This window comes from Ureaplasma sp. ES3154-GEN (genome assembly GCF_025780075.1).
Taxonomy (GTDB): domain Bacteria; phylum Bacillota_I; class Bacilli_A; order Mycoplasmatales; family Mycoplasmoidaceae; genus Ureaplasma.
In genome coordinates this window covers 43,847-63,150 of the sequence record NZ_JAOXHM010000002.1, presented here as the reverse complement: position 1 = coordinate 63,150, position 19,304 = coordinate 43,847, and the positions used below count along the sequence as shown (strand labels likewise).

General features: G+C 30.8%; 22 protein-coding genes. 10 read left to right on the top strand and 12 right to left on the bottom strand.

Annotated elements, in window-relative coordinates; all coding sequences use genetic code 4:
- From ureG to OF377_RS00805, 6 genes are all read right to left on the bottom strand, one after another.
- Positions 1-627, bottom strand: a complete 627-nt coding sequence (gene ureG, locus OF377_RS00830; RefSeq protein WP_263836009.1) for an urease accessory protein UreG — start codon at positions 625-627, stop codon at positions 1-3.
- 38 nt (positions 628-665) lie between these two features.
- Positions 666-1,334 carry an urease accessory protein UreF gene (locus tag OF377_RS00825; protein ID WP_263836079.1) on the bottom strand — a complete coding sequence of 223 codons (669 nt, stop codon included), beginning with the start codon at positions 1,332-1,334 and terminating at the stop codon, positions 666-668.
- A gap of 25 nt (positions 1,335-1,359) precedes the next feature.
- A complete protein-coding gene (ureE, locus tag OF377_RS00820) occupies positions 1,360-1,815 on the bottom strand; it encodes an urease accessory protein UreE (RefSeq protein ID WP_263836008.1) in 456 nt (151 codons plus the stop codon).
- 91 nt (positions 1,816-1,906) lie between these two features.
- Positions 1,907-3,727, bottom strand: a complete 1,821-nt coding sequence (gene ureC, locus OF377_RS00815; RefSeq protein ID WP_263836007.1) for an urease subunit alpha — start codon at positions 3,725-3,727, stop codon at positions 1,907-1,909.
- Positions 3,728-3,747: 20 nt separating this feature from the next.
- Complete coding sequence (locus OF377_RS00810; RefSeq protein WP_263836006.1) at positions 3,748-4,122, bottom strand: urease subunit beta; 375 nt, start codon at positions 4,120-4,122, stop codon at positions 3,748-3,750.
- Positions 4,123-4,158: 36 nt separating this feature from the next.
- Positions 4,159-4,464: an urease subunit gamma gene (locus tag OF377_RS00805; RefSeq protein WP_263836005.1), complete on the bottom strand. Its 306-nt coding sequence runs from the start codon at positions 4,462-4,464 to the stop codon at positions 4,159-4,161.
- A 248-nt stretch (positions 4,465-4,712) separates the two neighbouring features.
- Here OF377_RS00805 and OF377_RS00800 point away from each other — a divergent pair, with 248 nt between their 5' ends.
- From OF377_RS00800 to OF377_RS00785, 4 genes are read left to right on the top strand one after another with little or no spacing between them, the layout of a single operon-like run.
- On the top strand, positions 4,713-5,804 hold the full coding sequence (locus tag OF377_RS00800; RefSeq protein ID WP_263836004.1) for an ABC transporter ATP-binding protein: 1,092 nt from the start codon (positions 4,713-4,715) through the stop codon (positions 5,802-5,804).
- Positions 5,794-6,342 carry a hypothetical protein gene (locus OF377_RS00795; protein ID WP_263836003.1) on the top strand — a complete coding sequence of 183 codons (549 nt, stop codon included), beginning with the start codon at positions 5,794-5,796 and terminating at the stop codon, positions 6,340-6,342. The genes OF377_RS00800 and OF377_RS00795 overlap by 11 nt, the downstream gene beginning before the upstream one ends.
- Before the next feature lies 1 nt (position 6,343).
- Entirely contained in the window at positions 6,344-7,072 is a 729-nt protein-coding gene (locus OF377_RS00790) for a TlyA family RNA methyltransferase (protein WP_263836002.1), read from the top strand.
- Positions 7,065-8,135 (top strand): Y-family DNA polymerase, encoded by a 1,071-nt coding sequence (locus tag OF377_RS00785; protein ID WP_263836001.1) that lies wholly within the window; start codon positions 7,065-7,067, stop codon positions 8,133-8,135. Before OF377_RS00790 ends, OF377_RS00785 begins: the two co-directional genes overlap by 8 nt.
- A 56-nt stretch (positions 8,136-8,191) precedes the next feature.
- Here OF377_RS00785 and OF377_RS00780 read toward each other — a convergent pair whose 3' ends face one another.
- The 5 genes from OF377_RS00780 to OF377_RS00760 form a co-directional block, all read right to left on the bottom strand.
- Positions 8,192-8,776 carry an FMN-dependent NADH-azoreductase gene (locus OF377_RS00780; protein WP_263836000.1) on the bottom strand — a complete coding sequence of 195 codons (585 nt, stop codon included), beginning with the start codon at positions 8,774-8,776 and terminating at the stop codon, positions 8,192-8,194.
- A 225-nt stretch (positions 8,777-9,001) separates the two neighbouring features.
- A complete protein-coding gene (gene rpsI, locus OF377_RS00775) occupies positions 9,002-9,394 on the bottom strand; it encodes a 30S ribosomal protein S9 (protein WP_263835999.1) in 393 nt (130 codons plus the stop codon).
- Positions 9,395-9,396: 2 nt separating this feature from the next.
- Positions 9,397-9,852, bottom strand: a complete 456-nt coding sequence (gene rplM / locus OF377_RS00770) for a 50S ribosomal protein L13 (RefSeq protein ID WP_263835998.1) — start codon at positions 9,850-9,852, stop codon at positions 9,397-9,399.
- A gap of 80 nt (positions 9,853-9,932) precedes the next feature.
- On the bottom strand, positions 9,933-10,922 hold the full coding sequence (locus OF377_RS00765) for an NAD(P)/FAD-dependent oxidoreductase (protein WP_263835997.1): 990 nt from the start codon (positions 10,920-10,922) through the stop codon (positions 9,933-9,935).
- A complete protein-coding gene (locus tag OF377_RS00760; RefSeq protein WP_263835996.1) occupies positions 10,922-11,785 on the bottom strand; it encodes a DegV family protein in 864 nt (287 codons plus the stop codon). The genes OF377_RS00765 and OF377_RS00760 overlap by 1 nt, the downstream gene beginning before the upstream one ends.
- A gap of 679 nt (positions 11,786-12,464) precedes the next feature.
- Between OF377_RS00760 and ytpR the strand changes: the two genes are divergently transcribed.
- Genes ytpR through metG form a run of 6 tightly spaced genes read left to right on the top strand, consistent with a single transcriptional unit; the run spans position 12,465 to position 18,298 of the window.
- On the top strand, positions 12,465-13,088 hold the full coding sequence (gene ytpR / locus OF377_RS00755) for a YtpR family tRNA-binding protein (RefSeq protein ID WP_263835995.1): 624 nt from the start codon (positions 12,465-12,467) through the stop codon (positions 13,086-13,088).
- Positions 13,069-14,130, top strand: a complete 1,062-nt coding sequence (locus tag OF377_RS00750; RefSeq protein ID WP_263835994.1) for a ribose-phosphate diphosphokinase — start codon at positions 13,069-13,071, stop codon at positions 14,128-14,130. The genes ytpR and OF377_RS00750 overlap by 20 nt, the downstream gene beginning before the upstream one ends.
- Complete coding sequence (gene rnmV / locus OF377_RS00745; protein WP_263835993.1) at positions 14,103-14,654, top strand: ribonuclease M5; 552 nt, start codon at positions 14,103-14,105, stop codon at positions 14,652-14,654. Before OF377_RS00750 ends, rnmV begins: the two co-directional genes overlap by 28 nt.
- Positions 14,654-15,502 (top strand): 16S rRNA (cytidine(1402)-2'-O)-methyltransferase, encoded by an 849-nt coding sequence (gene rsmI, locus OF377_RS00740; RefSeq protein ID WP_263835992.1) that lies wholly within the window; start codon positions 14,654-14,656, stop codon positions 15,500-15,502. The genes rnmV and rsmI overlap by 1 nt, the downstream gene beginning before the upstream one ends.
- Positions 15,495-16,727: a replication-associated recombination protein A gene (locus tag OF377_RS00735; protein WP_263835991.1), complete on the top strand. Its 1,233-nt coding sequence runs from the start codon at positions 15,495-15,497 to the stop codon at positions 16,725-16,727. The genes rsmI and OF377_RS00735 overlap by 8 nt, the downstream gene beginning before the upstream one ends.
- 29 nt (positions 16,728-16,756) lie before the next feature.
- Positions 16,757-18,298 carry a methionine--tRNA ligase gene (gene metG / locus OF377_RS00730; protein WP_263835990.1) on the top strand — a complete coding sequence of 514 codons (1,542 nt, stop codon included), beginning with the start codon at positions 16,757-16,759 and terminating at the stop codon, positions 18,296-18,298.
- Positions 18,299-18,358: 60 nt separating this feature from the next.
- Here the strand turns inward: metG and OF377_RS00725 are convergent, their stop codons facing one another.
- A complete protein-coding gene (locus tag OF377_RS00725) occupies positions 18,359-19,255 on the bottom strand; it encodes a transposase (RefSeq protein ID WP_263835989.1) in 897 nt (298 codons plus the stop codon).
- Positions 19,256-19,304: the final 49 nt, after the last annotated feature.

Here is a 19,304-nt window from a genome sequence, read left to right as displayed (position 1 = left end):
TTAGTCAGCTTGTTCTTCTAAAAATAGTTGTAAACGGTTTTCGATTCATTTTGCTACTTCGTTTAAACCTTCATCAGTTTTTAAATTTGTCATAAAGAAGTCTTTTTGACCACGAGATTTTAATGTATCAGAACGCATTACATCCAAGTTAGCTCCAACATATGGTGCTAAATCGACTTTGTTAATAATGAATAAATCTGATTTTATCATCCCTTGTCCACCTTTTCGTGGAATTTTTTCTCCTTGAGCCACATCGATAATGTAGATTGAGAAATCCACTAAATCCGGTGAAAATGTTGCAGATAAATTATCTCCCCCAGATTCAAGAAAAATCAATTGTAAATCAGGGTGACGTTCCATCATTTCTTCAATAGCAGCAAAATTCATTGAAGCATCTTCTCGAATTGCTGTATGTGGGCAACCACCGGTTTCCACACCCATAATACGATCAGCATCTAAGACTGAAGTATTCAATAAAATTCGTGCATCTTCCTTTGTATAGATATCATTGGTAATGGCAGCCATTGAATATCCATTATCTGTTAATTTACGTGTTAATCTTTCGATAAGCATAGTTTTTCCAGCACCAACTGGACCACCTACACCAATAACTAATGGTTTTTTCATAAGTTTTTTTTACTTCCTTTTATTTGTAGTATGTAGCATTATGACATGAATAAACGAACCGGAACATCCTCGTGCTCCATTTGAGCAATTTCTAAACCAGGTATGTTTTTGCAAAAATCTGACTCAAAATCTAAATTCAATGCTTTGGTGATAATATCATCAAAGTAAGTGTGTTTTAGTTTATTAACCAAAATTTGTCCTGGTACTTGTCCTAACGGAATTGCACGCACGCAGTTTTGCGTTAATGCTGCAGTTGTAGAATACAGATGTGTATAAAGAGCTGTGTGTAAGTCAATATTTAAATAATTAGCAAGCAAAGCAAAGGAAATTGCTGGATTTCCATAGCATTCTTTTGCTTTAATTTTTCTGTAATATTCAATTAATAACGGACCTTTGTATAATTCGTTATAAATCTTAATCATTTGAACACCAATCCGACGTTGTCCATCACGAGTTTCGCGAGCTAAACCTTGAAAGCTGATCATATTATCAACTTCTCAAATTTCATTAATTTCGTCTGATTCAAGTAATTCATATACTCGACGAATTGCTAATAAATCACCATATAATAATTGTTCATTCATGTACAATAGTAATGCTTTTTCTAATGTTTCTGAATTGTCTACGATTTCTTTCCGTATATAAGTTTCAATTCCAAAAGAGTGAGAAAAAGTTCCAATCGGAAAGTTCGCATTTGTAATTTGCATTAAATCTAAAAGCAATAAAGGTTCATTAACGTGCAGCGTCTGAGTGTCGGAACGCTTCTTTGAGTTTAATTTTTTTTCGTTCATATTTTGCTTCACTAGTTTGCAAGAATTCTTCAATTAAGTAATCGTATGGAATAATCATTGAAGTTTCTGTAAATTGAGCTGGAGTATGACGGTTACCAATGTTATGAGCTAAATAAGCCATCTGTCCAACTGTTGCAGGAGAGATTTCTAAAACATCGGCTAATTCTAAACGAACAACCACCATTTTTTTATTTTCTTCGTCTAGGAATAAAATATCTCCATCAACTAGTTTTTTACCTTCTTCTAATTTAATACCGTATTCATTATTCAAATCTGATTTGACAATAATGACACGTTTCAGTGCATCATCATTTGTAAGATGGATATTTTCAATTGTATATCCGATTGTGTTAATTAATGTATGCACATTGTTAATGACTTTCTTAAAAGTTGTCATTGAAATACCTCGCTTTTTAAAAAAATAGTTACATAACTTTATTATATAACTATTTTTAAATTATGCATGTATATTGAATGAATTTTTAATATTAGTATAAGAAGTAACGTTGAGCAAGTGAAACTGTAGATAATGGTTCAGCATCCAATACGTATTTACCATCAGCTGTTTGTCTTAGAGTTTTTGCTAATTCAGCAGCTGGAGTTTCTAATCATCCTTCAAGGTCAGCTAAATCAACAGTAGCTTCGAAAGTTTGAGCATCTACTTCTAGGTTAGGAGTTGTGTCATTTCATTTCATTGAAGCTTTTGAAATATTACGACAATTACGAACTGGTAAACAATCTTTAGTTAATCCATATTCTTCTTTTACAGATGGTTTTTTATCCAATGATAATTGAGAAACGAATGAAACTGAACATCTGTTTAGTGCAGTGCCAATTGCAGCGAATTGGTTACGCATAATAACTGGTTCACATGTTGGAATTGAAGCATTTGGATCCCCAACAACACAACGCACAATGTTACCCATCTTAGTTACAAAGAATGGTTTCGCACCAAAGAATTTAGGTTCTCATGCAACTAAATCAGCTAATTTACCAACTTCAATTGAACCAACATAGTCAGAAATACCATGAGCAATTGCAGGGTTAATTGTAAATTTAGACACATAACGTTTAACACGGTTATTATCAGAGAATTCACTATCTCCTTTTAATGAACCAAATTGCATTTTCATTTTATCAGCAATTTGGAAAGTACGAGTTACAACTTCTCCAATACGTCCCATTGCTAATGTATCTGATGAAGTAATTGAAATTGCACCCATATCATGCAGTAAGTCTTCTGCAGCAATAGTTTGTGCACGAATACGTGAATCAGCAAACGCAACGTCTTCTGGAACTTTAGGATTTAAGTGGTGACATACCATTAACATATCTAAGTGTTCAGCAATTGTATTTACTGTATATGGAAGAGTTGGGTTAGTTGAAGCTGGTAAACAGAATGAGTATTTAACAGTTTCTAAAATATCTGGAGCATGTCCCCCACCAGCACCTTCAGTATGGTACGCGTGGATTACACGTCCCTTCATTGCAGCAATTGTATGTTCTACAAATCCTGCTTCGTTCAATGTATCTGTATGGATTGATACAGCAACGTCAGTTTTGTCAGCAACTGTTAATGAAGAGTCAATTGCATGTCCAGTTGCACCTCAGTCCTCGTGAATTTTAAGACCACAAGCACCAGCTGCGATTTGTTCTAAAATAGGTTCATTTAAACCTTGTCCTTTACCTAGGAAACCAATATTTACAGGCATTCCATCAGCACCTTGTAATTGAGTTTTAATTCATCATTTACCAGGTGTCACAGTTGTTGCTTTTGAACCATCGTTCATACCAGTACCACCAGCGATTAAAGTCGTGATACCACCATCTAATGCAACTTCGGCAATTTCAGGTTCTAAGAAGTGAACGTGAGTATCTAATCCCCCAGCAGTAAAGATTTTACCTTCTCCTGAACAAGCTTCAGTAGCAATCCCTACAACCATATCAACATCTGAAGTTAAGTGTGGGTTACCAGATTTACCAATAGCAGCGATTAAACCATCACGAATACCAATATCAGCTTTGTAAATACCAGTATAGTCAAGAATTAAAGCATTAGTAATAACTAAGTCCATAACTTCAACTTTTTTACCAGTTTTTTCGTTTACATATGAATGGTCACGAGTGAATGAAGCATTCATCCCCATACCTTCACGTAATGTTTTACCACCACCAAATACAGACTCTTCTCCGTATGTAGTGTAGTCTTTTTCAACACGGATGAATAAGTTAGTATCACCTAAACGTACGCTATCCCCTGTTGTAATTCCGAATAGATCAGAATAGTTTTTTCTTGAAATTTTAAACATAAATAGACTCTCCTAATCTTTTATTTATCTAATTTTCCGTTAACTAAACCGTTAACCCCAAACACTTCACGTGTTCCTTGGAAGTCAATGATTGTAACTTCTTTTTTATCCCCTGGTTCAAAACGAATCGCAGTTCCAGAAGAAATATCGAAACGACGCCCTCAAGCCATTTTACGTTCTTTATCCTCGTTTCCTTGTTCATCATAGAATACTAACGCAGTGTTAGATTCATATAAATGGAAGTGTGATCCAACTTGAATTGGACGGTCTCCCGTATTTTTAATAGTAATTTTGTAAGAAGGACGATCTTTGTTTACTTCGATGTCACCTTCAGCAAATTTAACAGCACCAGGTACTAATTTCCCAGGTGTATATTGGTTTGATCCACCAGACATATATTGTTTTCTCCTTTAGTTAATATATTCATGTAATTATCTGTAGATTGGGTCGTGTACAGATACTAATTTTGTTCCATCTGGGAAAGTGACTTCGACTTGGATAATTGATACCATTGCGTCTACACCTTCCATAACTTGATCGATACGTAATACTTCACGAGCAGATTGCATTAAATCAGATACTAAAGCTCCGTCACGTGCACCTTCCATAACATGGTCAGTAATTAAAGCAACAGCTTCAGAATAATTTAATTTAACGCCACGAGCTAGACGACGACGAGCAACATCAGCTGCAACCGTAATCATTAACTTTTGGACTTCTCTTAGTGATAAGTTCATTTTTTACCTCATTTTGAATAGACAAAATAATTTGCAATTTTATTTTACACCTTTAAAGGGGTTTTAAATCTTTTTTTGACCGTTTTTTTAAAAAAATATTGCTAACCATGTGCAAAAATATTTATTTTGTGCTATATACAATAAAAAATGATTTTTTTTCTAAAATAGTGCTATATTAAAGAAAAACCAAATTGTATCCTTTAAAATAATAGAATGTAAAATTATACATTTTCCATGAAAGGTTTGTTATGCATCGCAAAAAACAACAAAATACCGAAGATAAAAGAACATATAATCCTGAAACTAATACTATTGATCTAAATGAAGTAAAACTGTTTCAGTCAGTAAAGTCTAAAAAATATGAAACAAACAAAGAAATTTTGTTTGATTTAAAAAATGTTTCCTTAGGTTATGGTTCTAAAATGATCATTAAAAATCTAAATGCTCAAATTAAAAAGAATGATTTTTTGGTTATTATTGGTCCTAATGGTTCTGGTAAATCCACTCTAATTAAAGGGTTGTGTCGAATTATTGAACCACGTACAGGTCAAATCTTTTTTAACAATAAATTAATCCGTAAAGAATTTGTTGTCTTTCAGTGGTTTAAATTGCAATACGAGCGAATGATTCATGCATTTAAAAAAGATCGAAAAGAAGTTATTGAATCCTTAATCTGATCGATTAAAAATCACGCTCATGCTGCATACAATTCAAAGAAATTAGCTTTAGAATTGGCATATGTTCCCCAATTAAGCGTTTTTCCGGAAAACACAACTGTTTATGATTTTGTTAAAATGGGTCGTTATCCTTGGTCAAATGCAATTGGAGTGAATGCTAATCCGAAATTAGAAAAGCAAATTATTGAATCAGCTTTAAAAAATGTTGGAATATATGAGTTTCAACATAAAGAACTTGAGGATTTATCCGGGGGACAACGACAAAAAGCCCTAATTGCTTTATCACTTGCTCAAGACACTAACACAATTGTTTTGGATGAACCAACAAACCATTTAGATATTCGTAGCCAATTAGAAATTATCGAATTACTACATAAACTACATACCAAATTTAATAAAACAATAATTTTAGTAATTCATGATATCAACACCGGAATTAAATACGCCAACAATGTTATGGTCATTCAAAACGGAGAACTTGTACGTTATGGTTCAATTATTGAAAATATTGATAAAAAAATGCTACATGATGTTTTTGGTGTGGACACAATTATTGTCCAAAACAAAAACCAAGATTACCAAAAAGTTCAGGTTACAAATTTTGCACTACCATCTGATTATGATAAAGACCACCATTTAAAAACTGCTCATGATGACCAATAATTCTCAATATATTTCATCCTTTTTTAAGGAAAATTACAAAGCTAACTGGTTCAAAAAACTGCAACGCAAATATCTTGGTATTTGTTTATTTCCTATTCGCTTTTTTGAGCGTAAACAAAAAATTGAAAAAGAAATCATAAATCATTTAAAGCCCTACTTATTATCTAAAAGTGGAACTGATTTTTTTGATCAGTTTCATTTTGATATTTTATTAAAAAAATATTTCACTTATAAACCCCATAAATGGTTACTCTATGGTTTTTCATTTCTTTTAGGGATTACAGTTTGTGTAGGTATTGGCGTGCCAATGATGCAAAAGCTTAATACACAACAAGCCCGCAATGAATATTTAGATCAAAAACAAAAAGTTAATAATTTAATTAAACAACTACCAGATAAAGAAAAACTAAACTGACAAAATCAAGTTGATAATATTGTGTCAAGCACAGAAAACAAACCATCGTACCAAACTTATAAAAACAGTTATAATGAATTAGTAAAATTTGCTACACAATTAGAAAAGAATATTAAAAATTAATATGCGTTTAGATTTATATCTTGTTTCATCACAAATTATCAAAACTCGTTCTCAGGCCGTTGATGTTATTAAACGAGGTTTTATCACCGTTAACAATAAAGTCATTAATAAACCATCTTTTGAAGTTTCTGATAATGACAAAGTTATTTGTCACGCTAATCAGCTATATGTTTCTAAAGGAGCATATAAACTTTTAAAACTTCAACAAGCTGTCCACTACAATTTTAGTAATAAAATTGTTTTAGATCTGGGGGCATCAACTGGTGGGTTTTCAGATGTTTGTTTGCAACAAAATGCTCAGAAAATTTATTGTGTGGATGTTGGCGTTAATCTGTTAGATCCCAAAATTAAAAACGATCCGCGAGTAGTTGTTTTCGATGAAACTAATATCAAAGATTTGCATACTAAACCAATCGGTCATGAAGTAACAACAATTGTTGCTGATTTATCTTTTATTTCTTTATCTTTTGCTTTTGAAGCGATTAAACACCTACGACATACTGGTTTAGATCTTTTATGATTAGTTAAACCTCAATTTGAAACCAATCAACAAACAATGCGCGCTTGCAAGGGAGTTTTAAAAAATATTAAACTTCAAAATCAAGCAATCGAAAAAATTAAAACGCTCGCAGAATCATATGGTTTTGTTTATCAAACTCACATTGCTGTAGATATTTTCGATCCAAAAAAACAAAACCAAGAATATATGATCTATTTCAAATATGTCTAAAATCATTATGCATATTGATATTGATGCTTTTTTTGCACAAGCATCTATTATTAATCAACATAAAGATCGAAATTTTCCAACCGTTGTTAGTAATATGCGTTCACGCCACCAAATTATTGCAACATCAAATTATGCAGCAAGAAAATATAAAATTCACTCAGCAATGCATTTAGGAACAGCACGCAAATTATTTCCAGATCTTTTAGTTCTAAAACCAGATTATGATCTTTATGATCGCTTGTCCAAACATTTTCAACAAATTGCATATCAATATAGTTCTAAAGTTTACATTTACTCGGTAGATGAACTTTTTATTGATGTAACTAATTTAATTCCTAGATATCATAACAACATTAATTTTTTAATACTAGATATCAAAAAACGCATTAAGCAATCAATCAATCTTGAGGTTTCCATTGGTGTTTCAGTTAATTTTTTATTAGCAAAAATTGCCACTGATTTAAATAAACCAAATGGGCATACCGTTTTATTGGATAAAAATTCTATCCGTAAGCAAATTGAACCTTTATTGGTTAGTGATGTCCCTTATATTGGAAATAAAAGCAGCATTTTACTAAATAAAGAGAAAATTTTTACAGTTAAAGATTTATTAGACCAAAATAACCAGCAAAAGGTATATGCAATTTTAGGAAGTAATTATTATAATTTAATAAGCAATTTAACAGGTAGTTATGATGTGGATTTAATTAACTTTACAACCCGAGAACACACAATTAGTCGCAGTATTAGTGTTAATCCAACAGATGACGAAAAACACATTAAACAAATAATGTTAAATTTATTTAATGATTTATACCAACAATTAATTTCGCATAACTATGTTGTTCGTGTTGTGAGTTTTTACATTAAAAATAAAAATTATGAACAACACAGTCAGCAAGCGAAAATGCCATATTATACAAATGATAGGACTGTTTTGTTACATTATTTATTAAAGTTATTTTCCAAATTATATAATGAACAAATTTTAACACTTGTTGGTGTTGCATTTGCTGATGTTTTGTATGCAGATGAAGAAGCGCAACAAACTCATTTATTTTAAAAAATATATAAAAAGAAGAGGCGCTTTCATGCCCTCTTCTTTTTATATTATTTATCTTACAAACCAATTTTTTTTACAATTTCTTGGAATTCAGCTAATCGTGTTTGTGCATACTCTTGTGGGTTTGCGCTGTCAAGAGGTGCAATTTTTGTTCCGTTAACTTCAATAAAATTAATCGTTTTTGCTCCAACAAAGTTAAATACTTTTTCTAATCAAACTTTTTGGTAAGATGGAAGTTCTTCTTCTGGTCCACCTTGAGAAATTACAAGTACAACATTTAAATTATCTAATAAACCAACTGGTTGTCCATTGGTAGAACGAGTATATGAGAATGTTTTTTCTGCGATCGCAATTCCATCAATAAAATTCTTAACAACTGTAGGAACATTAAAATTTACTAACGTTGCTGATAAAACTAGTAAATCAGTTTCTTTTAGTTTATTAATCCAAGCATCAGCATCAATATCCATTCAATATTGAGGAAAATTATCTTGCGATAAGTGTTGCTTATTAAAAACTGAATTATTTAAATTAATTCGTTCCACATTTACAAATTCTTTTGCATATAAATCCATTAAATTTGTTGTATAAGATGCTTCATTTGTAATAAATGAGCCATCAAGAAATAAAACTTTTTTCATTAAAACCTCTAGATATTTTTATATACTATTTATGATAACACAGATTTGCTAAAAATTTAAGTGTTCGTTAATATTATTTTGTGTAATTTGAAAAACAAAAAAATAGATAAATTGATAGTTTAAAATAAGTGTTCTTTTTAACTTCTTTAAGATTAACGAAAACAAAAAACAACCCAAAATAATTCAGGTTGTTTTGATATATAAATCATTTTTGAAAATAAATTTTTAACGTTTTGTAAATTGTGGAGCTCGACGTGCACCATAAAGACCGAATTTTTTACGTTCTTTAACACGTGCATCACGAGTTACCAATCCAGCTTGACGTAAATCTGATTTGTAGTCTGCTTTAACTTCGATTAGAGCACGAGCTAAACCTAAACGAATTGCTCCTGCTTGCCCGTTAAAACCACCACCAAAAACACTAACTTCAACATCGAATTTGTCAGCAACTTTTAGTAGAGTTAAAGGTTGCATCATATCTTGGATTACTAATTTATTTGGAAAGAATGTATTAGGATCAACTTTATTAACTAAAAATTTTCCAGTTCCTGGTGTTAAAAGAACACGAGCAACTGATGACTTACGTCTTCCAAGTCCTTTGTATTGCGTATTAGCCATAATTATTTACCATTCCCCTTCTTTAAATCTAAAACCACTGGTGTTTGTGCTTCATGTGGGTGAGTAGCAGTTTTGTAAATGTGTAGTTTGTTGATAATTTGACGAGATAAACGGTTTTTAGGCAACATACCCTTAACACTACGACGTAATAATTCGTCAGCATATTTGCTTAACATTTCTTTTCCTGAACGAGTTCTTAAACCCCCAATATAGTGTGAGTGGTTGTATCAGTTTTCATTTTGCGCCTTATTTCCAGTTAATATCATTTTGTTAACATTAACTACAATAACATGATCTCCACCATCCACATTAGGTGTAAAGTCTGGTTTGTTTTTTCCTCTTAAAGTATCAGCAATAACAACTGATAAACGACCTAAAACAAGATCTGTCGCATCAATTACATATCAATTACGACGAGCATCAGCTGCTGCTTTTTTAAGCATTGTTGATTTTTGCATCAAAATCTCCTTTATAACATAATAAAAAATACAATATAAAATTGCGGGTTGGATGTAACTTCAATAATTATACCAAAAATTTAGCTATTTTTTTCGCTGTTTTTCATAGCTAATACAATTCGTTTTAAAACTTTAAAAGCATCTGCTTGACCTGTAATAATTGAATAAACATCTTGTGCCATTAAACCAGAATTAAATGAACAACAATCTCCGATTGCATATGTGTTTGCAAGTGATGTTTCATTCAAACTGTTCACTAAAATACGGTCTTTTTCATCAAAACTTAGAGATTTTCAATCCTTAAAGACAATATCCGCATTCATTGTTGCCCCATATTGAACTAAAATATAATCAAAATCTAAAGTAAATTCCTTTGTGGTATTTTCATCACTTTTTTGAACTAAAGATAACTCATTAGGACTAACTGCTTTAATTTTTGTCTGTTTAAAAACTTTAATATTGCGCACTGCTAAATCATTTACGCTTCATGAGTGGCCTTTAATCTCGTTTCTTACAATTAAAGAGACATCGACATTTTCAAACTTGTCTGTTAAATACACACTATTATCCAGCGCACTATCTCCCCCACCTAAAACAACAATCTTTTTGTTATTAAAATCAATGTTGTCATTGTGTACAGAATATAAAATGTTTTGACAATTAATTGCATCTGGTGCAACTAATTGATCTAAACGAATTGGTGTATACCCGCCTTTACCATAAGCAAAAATAATGTATTTTGTTTCCGCAATTACTTCACTATTTTGATCATATAATACAAAATGATTAAATTCGTTTCTCGAGTAAGACGCAATGCTAACATCTTGTTTAATATTTACATTTTCATATGATTGAGCTTGGTTGATTAAATTTTGAATATATGTTTTTGCTTTAATACTTGTATATCCCGGAACATCTCTGATTTCTTTATTTAAATATAGATATGTTACTTGACCGCCTAACTTATCACTTGTTTCAATAACAAGGGTTTTTAAACCAAAATAACCACCCATTGAACCAGCAAATAATCCAACTGGTCCTGCTCCAATAATTACTACATCATAAATCATTATTCATTCGCCTCAATCATAATCGCAAAGTTGTTAATTCCTACATGCGCATAAATACATCCTGGAAGATATGAGTGAATGATTTCTACAGGTTGTCTTAAACGCTCAACAACTAAATTTTGTAATGTTGCTAATTGTTCACTATTTTCCAGATCTGTTAGGATCGCAATTCGCTTAATTCCTTTTGTGGCTCATTGGTTAATTTCATTAATAGTTTGTAACGTTTTGTCAATTGCACTACTAAACGATAATGTTTTATCTACAAAATCTAGTTTGTAATTTCATTTAATAATTAATTTAAGTTTAAATGTTGATGCAATCATTCCTTTAATTTTTGAAATCCGACCTCCAGCAATTAATTGTGATAGATCAGATACAATAACTCCGCCCACAATTCTACGTGTTTGGTTTTCCACAAAATTAGAAATCATCTCATTATCTGGATTATTCTTTAAATAATCAAGCAAATCAGTAACCAACCAGTTAATACCTAAACTAACTGCTTTTGAGTCAATAACTAATAGGTTTTTGTGTACAAAACTTTTTTTAATAACTTGAAAAGATGAATAATAACCTGACAGTCCAGAAGATAAAGTTAAAACAATTACACGGTCATAATTATTAAATAAAGTTTCTAGTTTATTAATCACTTTTCCGGTTGATGGGTAATTTGTCTTAATATCATGTTTTGCAACTAGTGCATTTTTCATTTGTTCCTGACTAACATCCAATACGTCATCATAAACATTTTCTTCCCCATTATAACGGTTTTTAATAGTTAAGCCAATAGGAATAAAATAAACATCCGGCAGGTTGAAATCAACAACATTTGCTCCTGTATCAATTAAAATAGCGGTTTTCATAAACTTCATCCTTTTATTACATAATGTTTAATTATATTTTATTTTAAAACATCTTTCAAATGTCTAATTAGTTAGACAAAAATCAATATTAATTTTTTCAACCTATAAATTATTTTTTCTTATTTTCTAATTTATTTTTACAGTCATTAATTTATTATCAGAACTAATTGTTAAATTTTCTTTTTTTATATAAATCGTTTTTTACAGAAAAAGAAAACTTACCCTATTTTGAATAACGAAAAATAAAATTTTTATTCCATAATAACCAAACCATCAGAAGAAATTTATTTTTATAAAAATTTTGACATCACTAACAATTTTTATACACAAACACAATAGATACCAGTGGAAAAAATATTTAATTTATTTTTGTTTTTATACTATTTGTAATTTACGAAAACTAAAAAAGTATTATATTAAATAATATAAGCAATTAAGACAAAAAGCTTTTTGAAATTAGCTTAATGGTATATTCATTAGGACTAGATTTAGACGCCAACTAAAGTAATTTCTCAGCACATTCCCTAGTTTATATAAAAGATAAAAAACTGGTGTATTAATTTATTTCTAACTTATTTTTATAAATAAATAAAGAAATTCCTTCCTTATTTACTATTTAGGGTTTCTGTTTATCCTGCTCTTACTTATAATATATACTAGAAGGAAGTAAGTTGATTCAATGTATATTATTTATAATCAGAACACACTTGATGATAGTTTAATTGTTAGTTTTAATGACCAACCATTAACTCATCAACACCAAATAAAAGATGATATTGTGATTTTATATGCAAATGAAACTGTTGTAGGAATTAATGTTTTACATGCATCACAATATTTTAGCAATTTAGCGGTAGGGTTTTTAAAACCTGATACAACGTTTATTGAAGAATTACAAAAAATAACTAACTTAGTTTTTGATATTCACCAAATTAAATTTTTTAAAGTTGGTCAAATAAAATCATTTGAACCAATTCCTAATACGCATTTAAATGTTTGCCAAGTTAGTCTTGAAAACCAAATGGTTCAAATTGTTTGTGGGGCAAGCAATGTCCGCGAAGATATGTTAGTTGTAGTTGCTAGTATCAACCAAATGATGCCCAACGGTCAATTCATCACTCCAGGAAAACTAATGGGTGTGAATTCATTCGGAATGTTATGTTCACAAAAAGAATTACAAGTTAGTGGGTTTAACGATGAAGGAATCATTGATCTAGATCCAAACCTTTATCACGTTAATGACGTATGTTTATTTGTTTATGCAAACACAAAGGAGTCAAAAAATGTCCGAAATTCACAATAATGAATGCCAAAGAAAATCTGCTATTCGTGAAGATGTTTTAGTCTTTGCGTTGTCTAATTCTCAAGATTTAGGAACAGAAATTGCTCGTCAATTAAATATTGAATTATCACCAATCAAAATTGAACATTTTGCCGATGGGGAGATTTTAGTAAAACCTTTATTATCTGTCCGACATCGTCGAATTGTATTAATCCAGTCAACTGCTAAACCAGTTAATGATGCACTAATGGAACTTTTAATCGCAATCGATGCTATGCGGCGTGCGTCTGCAAAAAGTATTAATGTTATTATCCCTTATTTCGGTTACGCACGACAAGATCGTAAAGCAAATCCTCGTGAACCAATTACTGCCCGTTTAGTTGCTAAATTAATCGAAACAGCTGGTGCAAATAATGTTTTAACATACGATATCCATTCCGCTCAAGAACAAGGTTTTTTTGACATCCCCTTTGATACTTTACAGGGTGCATGAATGTTATTTAAAAAATACGCAGTCGATCATAAAAACGATTTAAGCAATGTTGTTGTTGTTTCCCCTGATTATGGTTCTGTGAAACGAAGTCGTGAAATCTCAATGGCTACTAATACTGGTTTGGCGATTGTTGATAAACGTCGTTGTGGTAAAAATGAAGTAGAAATTAATAACATTCTCGGGGATGTTCAAGATAAGGACTGCGTTTTAATCGATGATATGATTGACACAGGTGGAACCATCTTAGGTGCTGCAAAACTTGTTAAGCAACAAGGTGCTTCATCTGTTACCATTATGGCAACACATGGATTATTTAATAACAACGCGCTTGAACGTATTGATCAAGCGATTCAGGCAGGAATTGTTGATAAAGTTTATATAACTGACACCATTAAAAACCCCCACTACGATTGATTAAATATTGTTAGTGTAGCTCCATCTTTAAGTGAATGCATTAAGATTTATTCACAAAATGATGGATCAATGTCCTTAATTCACGATCTTAACTCCAAACAACTTTTCAGTGATCAATTTTCCTCAGTATGTTCAAACGACAAATTAAAGAAGTAATTGTTGTTGAAGGAAAAACAGATCAACAAAAATTAGCATCGCTATTTGATGCTGATTTTATTATTACTAACGGCTCAGAAATAAATAAAGAAACCCTAGCTTTGATTGATCAAGTTAATAAAACGCGAGGGGTTATTTTATTTTTAGATCCTGATTACCAAGGAGAAAGAATTCGCAAGATTATTACCCAGTATATCAAAACCCCGCTCAAACAATGCTTTATTAAAAAAACTGACATGAAAAATAAAGTTCCTAAAAAAATTGGCATTGCGGAAGCGAATTCACAGGTCCTTTACGAAACTTTATTAAAACACAGTGTTATTTTTAACCAAAATCTAGATATTAGTTTATCTTGGTCTGATTATCTAAATTTGAAACTTGACAATAAACAAAAACGTATACTTCTATGTGAAGCATTACACATTAGTTACGCAAACCACAAGCAATTATATAAACGTTTAGTGATGATGCGATTCAGTTTTGAACAAATTCAAGAACTATTAATTGCGAAAGGAATTTATTAATGAAACTCAAAGATTCAGTTCATAAATTAACTGTGATTGCCACTCCTATTGGTAATTTGCAAGAGTTCAATCAACGTGCAATCGACGCACTAGACAAAGCATATGTTATTTTATGTGAAGACACCCGAATAACCAAAAAATTGTTGCATGCTTTTAACTTGATAGACTACAAAAAATTAATTCGTTTTGATAATTTTAAAGAGCAAGCAAAAATCAATGAAGCATTAGATTATATCAAATCCTATCCCACTGTGCTTGTTTCTGACGCAGGTTATCCGACTGTGTCTGATCCTGGATTTAATTTAATTCGCGCATGTCACGAACAAAACGTCGGAGTAGAAGTGATTAACGGGCCATCAGCTTGTATGCACGCACTAGTCGCAAGTGGTTTGTTGTCCTCAACATTTATGTTTTTAGGGTTTTTAGGCAAAACCCAAAAACAACGTCTTGAAGTCTTAGAAAAATATAAAAATGTCCAAACTACCTTTGTTGTTTATGAAGCGGTTCACCGCATTAAAAAAACATTGGATGATATCCAAAGTGTGTTAGGCGATGTTCATGTTTTTATTGGCCGGGAATTAACTAAATTAAACGAATCATTTTACTTTGGTAAAATTTCCCAAATGCACGAGCATATCACTGAACTTGGTGAATTTGTCATCGTTATCGATCACAATCAACTGGTTGTTAAAAATGAAGAAGTTGATCAAAGCATTGAAAATATTATTAATCAAATTCAAAATCTTGTAAACAATGGTATGCGTCTAAAAGATGCTTGTAAACAAGTCGGTCAACAATATAATCTTAATGCAAGTGAACTTTATAAAATCATGTTAAATTATGCTTAAAGATTTAATTCATAAACTAAAAAATCCCCAAACCATTAATGATTTAATAGGTCAAAAGCATTTATTAGGTCCAAATGGTTTATTGTTTAAAATTATCGAAAAACAATATGCAACTAATTTGATTATGCATGGTCCTCCTGGGGTAGGTAAATCAAGTTTTGCACGAGTATTAGCAAAAAGCTTACGTATTCCTTTTCATTTTTTTAATCCCGTTTTAGACTCTAAAAAAGAATTAACAAATATTGTTGAAACCGCTAAGTTGTCTAAGCAATATATTATTATCATAGACGAGATCCATCGCTTAAATAAAGATAAACAAGATATTCTCTTGCCTTTAATTGAAACAAACCAAATCATTTTGTTTGCAACAACAACCGAAAATCCGTTTTTTGCAATTAACCCTGCTTTAAGATCTCGTTGCCAATTGCTCGCATTTCAACCTATTAAACCTGATGAAATTAAACAACATTTAGAAAATCTTTTTAATTATCAAATATACTTTAATGAAGAATCATTCAATCAACTAATTTCCAACACAAACGGAGATTTACGAGCAATTATAAATTTATTGGAAATAATAAATTTTTTATATCCTGATCACCAAATTATTGATGAAAAACTTCTTAGTCAGATTATGGGCGGATCTTATAGTTTGGGACATAAAGATGGCAATGAAATTCATGATTTAAAATCTGCTTTTCACAAATCTTTGCGCGGTTCAGATGTTGATGCGGGTCTTTATTATTTGGCACGTTTAGTTAAAATTGGTGATTTTGATGCAATTTATCGACGTTTGTTAGTATGTGTTTACGAGGATATTGGTCTTGCGAATGTTGGTTTGTGCGCACGCGTTGATCAAGCAATAAATTCTTGTCGTTATTTAGGTTATCCTGAGAACACAAAAATTTTGTCAAATATTGTTATTCAAATTTGTTTATCTCCTAAATCAAACTCATCTTATCTTGCATATAACACTGCATTTGATGATATAGAAAATGGCAAGCAATATTTAATTCCTAACCATATTCGTGATGCACATTATAAAAGTGCAAGTAGGTTAGGAGTAAGTGGTTATAAATACCCTCATGATTATCCTAATCATTATGTTAAGCAAGATTATTTGCCCAAAGAGTTGGCGAATAAAAAATATTATATTGCTCAAAATAACGATCTTGAAACCAAAATTAATTTGCTGCATCAGCATTTTATTAACAAAAAATATTAATTCATTAATGGAGTTCTTTAATTATTCATATGTCTCAAAAATTTTATATCTCAACCCCTATTTATTACCCCTCAGGTAAACCTCATATTGGTCATGCATATTCAACTATCATTGCCGATGTACTAGCCAAATATAAAAAAATGTTTGGTTATGAAACATTTTTTGTAACCGGTACAGATGAACATGGTCAGAAAATTCAAATTAAAGCACAAGAAAATAATATTAGTGAACAAATATATGTTGATCAAATGCAACAAAAGTTTGTTGATTTATGAACACGTTTAGGAATTAATTATGATCGGTTTATTCGTACAACCGATGAAGATCATATTGCAAGTGTGCAAAAAATTTTTACTAAACTGTATGATAAAAACAAAATTTACCTTGGTCAATGAATTGGAAATTATTGTGTTTCTTGTGAAGAAAACATCAATGATGCGGATGTGCAATTTAATACAAATAATCAAAAAACATGTTCTTTCGGACACATACTAGAACAAAAATCTGAATCATCTTATTTTTATAAGATGCAAGAAAGCGCGCCTTTTTTAATAGACTATTACCAAAAACATCCGAATTTTATTATTCCCAAAGAACGAGTAAATGAGTTAATTAATAACTTTGTCCAAAATTTATCAGATTTATCGATTTCACGAACCACATTTAATTGAGGAATTAGTATTAAAGAAAATCCTGAACACGTAATTTATGTGTGATTAGATGCTTTAATGAATTATTTGACTGCAACTGGTTATATGACTACAGACGATAGACTTTTTCAAAAATTTTGACAAGATGATAAAACAGAAATTGTCCATTTATTATCCAAAGAAATTACTCGGTTCCACTGTATTTATTGACCAATCTTTTTGAATGATTTAGGTATTCGTCTTCCCTCGACAATTTTATCGCATGGATGAATCATTACCAAAGAAGGAAAAATGTCAAAATCTTTAGGCAATGTTGTTGATCCTAATGATTTAATTGATCGTTTTGGCGCAGATGTAACTCGTTATTATTTGCTTGCTGATTTATCAATGTTTAAAGACAGTGTTTTTAGTTATGATAATTTAATCGAAACATATAATACCCACCTTGCTAATAATTTTGGAAATATGGTTTCTCGTACTATCGGTATGTTAAAAAAATATCACCAAAACCAAGTGATATACATAAAAATTAATGATGAACAACAAGCTGTATTAAACACTTTTATTGATCAATTTATTAGTTTTATCAACCAGTACCAAGTTGATAAAGCATTAAGTGTATTGCAGGATTTATTAAACTATGCTAACAAGTATATTGAAGAACAAAAACCTTGAGAGTTGTTTAAGAATAATGAGACACAATTGTTGCAACACTTACTTTTCTTTTTGGTAAAAGTTATTCAAATATGTACTATTTTATATAAACCAGTGTTGCAAAATGCTGTTGTTGATGTACAAAAGCAAATGGGATTTACTGACGAAATGTTAACATTCAAAAACTTAAAAACAAGCGAAGTCTTAAAAGGTTTTAGTGTCAACACCGCAAGTCCAATTTTTACAAGAATTATTATTGAAAAATAAAAAAACATAAATAACAATTAAAATACGAATCACACTTTTTGTAAGTAGGATTCGTATTTTTTAACATCATTTTTTAACAAATAGTTTTCAATTTTCTAAATTACCATCATTGTAAACTTTATTCAAATCATCGATAATTTCCTTACCATGTTCATTCAAATCATTTTTTAGAATTTTACTACTATTGTCCATAAGCTGCGTTTTCGGGTACACCGCATTTATATGTTCTGCAATGTTATCTAATTCATAAGCAGTCATTAATATATGAATCTCCTTAATTCCACGACTTTGTCAATTTGCAACCATTTCGCTGTAAGGATTTTCATCAACTTCATCACACTTATACAAACCAATGATTTCTAATTCGTTGCGCGAATTAATACCTCATCCAACTAAAGCAAACCGGTGGTTTTGCTTACTTTTCCGATAGAAACTTAAATCAATTTTGCTAACAAAAACAATAGAATAAACCGCTTCCACTGGCTTCAATCATCAACGAGCCACAAACTCATCGATTCTTTGGTGCATTAGATTCATAAGTTTAGTTCCTGGACTGATTCCATACATATGCTTAATCATTAATGTTTTTGGTTTCTTAAGACAACCTAAAACAAAAAGATCAAGAATTAAAGCTTGTACATCTCCCAAATGTTTGCAATATCTATTAATAATGCTTGTTTGGAATTCACAATTTCGATCTCGTGGAACACTGACTAAAAGATCGCCAAATTGCGTAAAGATAGTTTTCTTAAAAGAACCGTTTCGGTAGTTTTTTTTACCTTCAAACATATGATATTTGCGATACCCCATAAAGTGTTCGAATTCAACTGCTAGCATTAATTCCACAATTTGTTTTAATATCAATCTAAATGACATATGGATGTCTTGTAACAGTGTAGGGTTTACATATTTATATAAATCGCCTAATAAGGTATATTGTTGTTGCTTTCTTTGCATAAATATTGATTTATTCCCTTTATAATATCTAAAAATTTTAATATAAAAA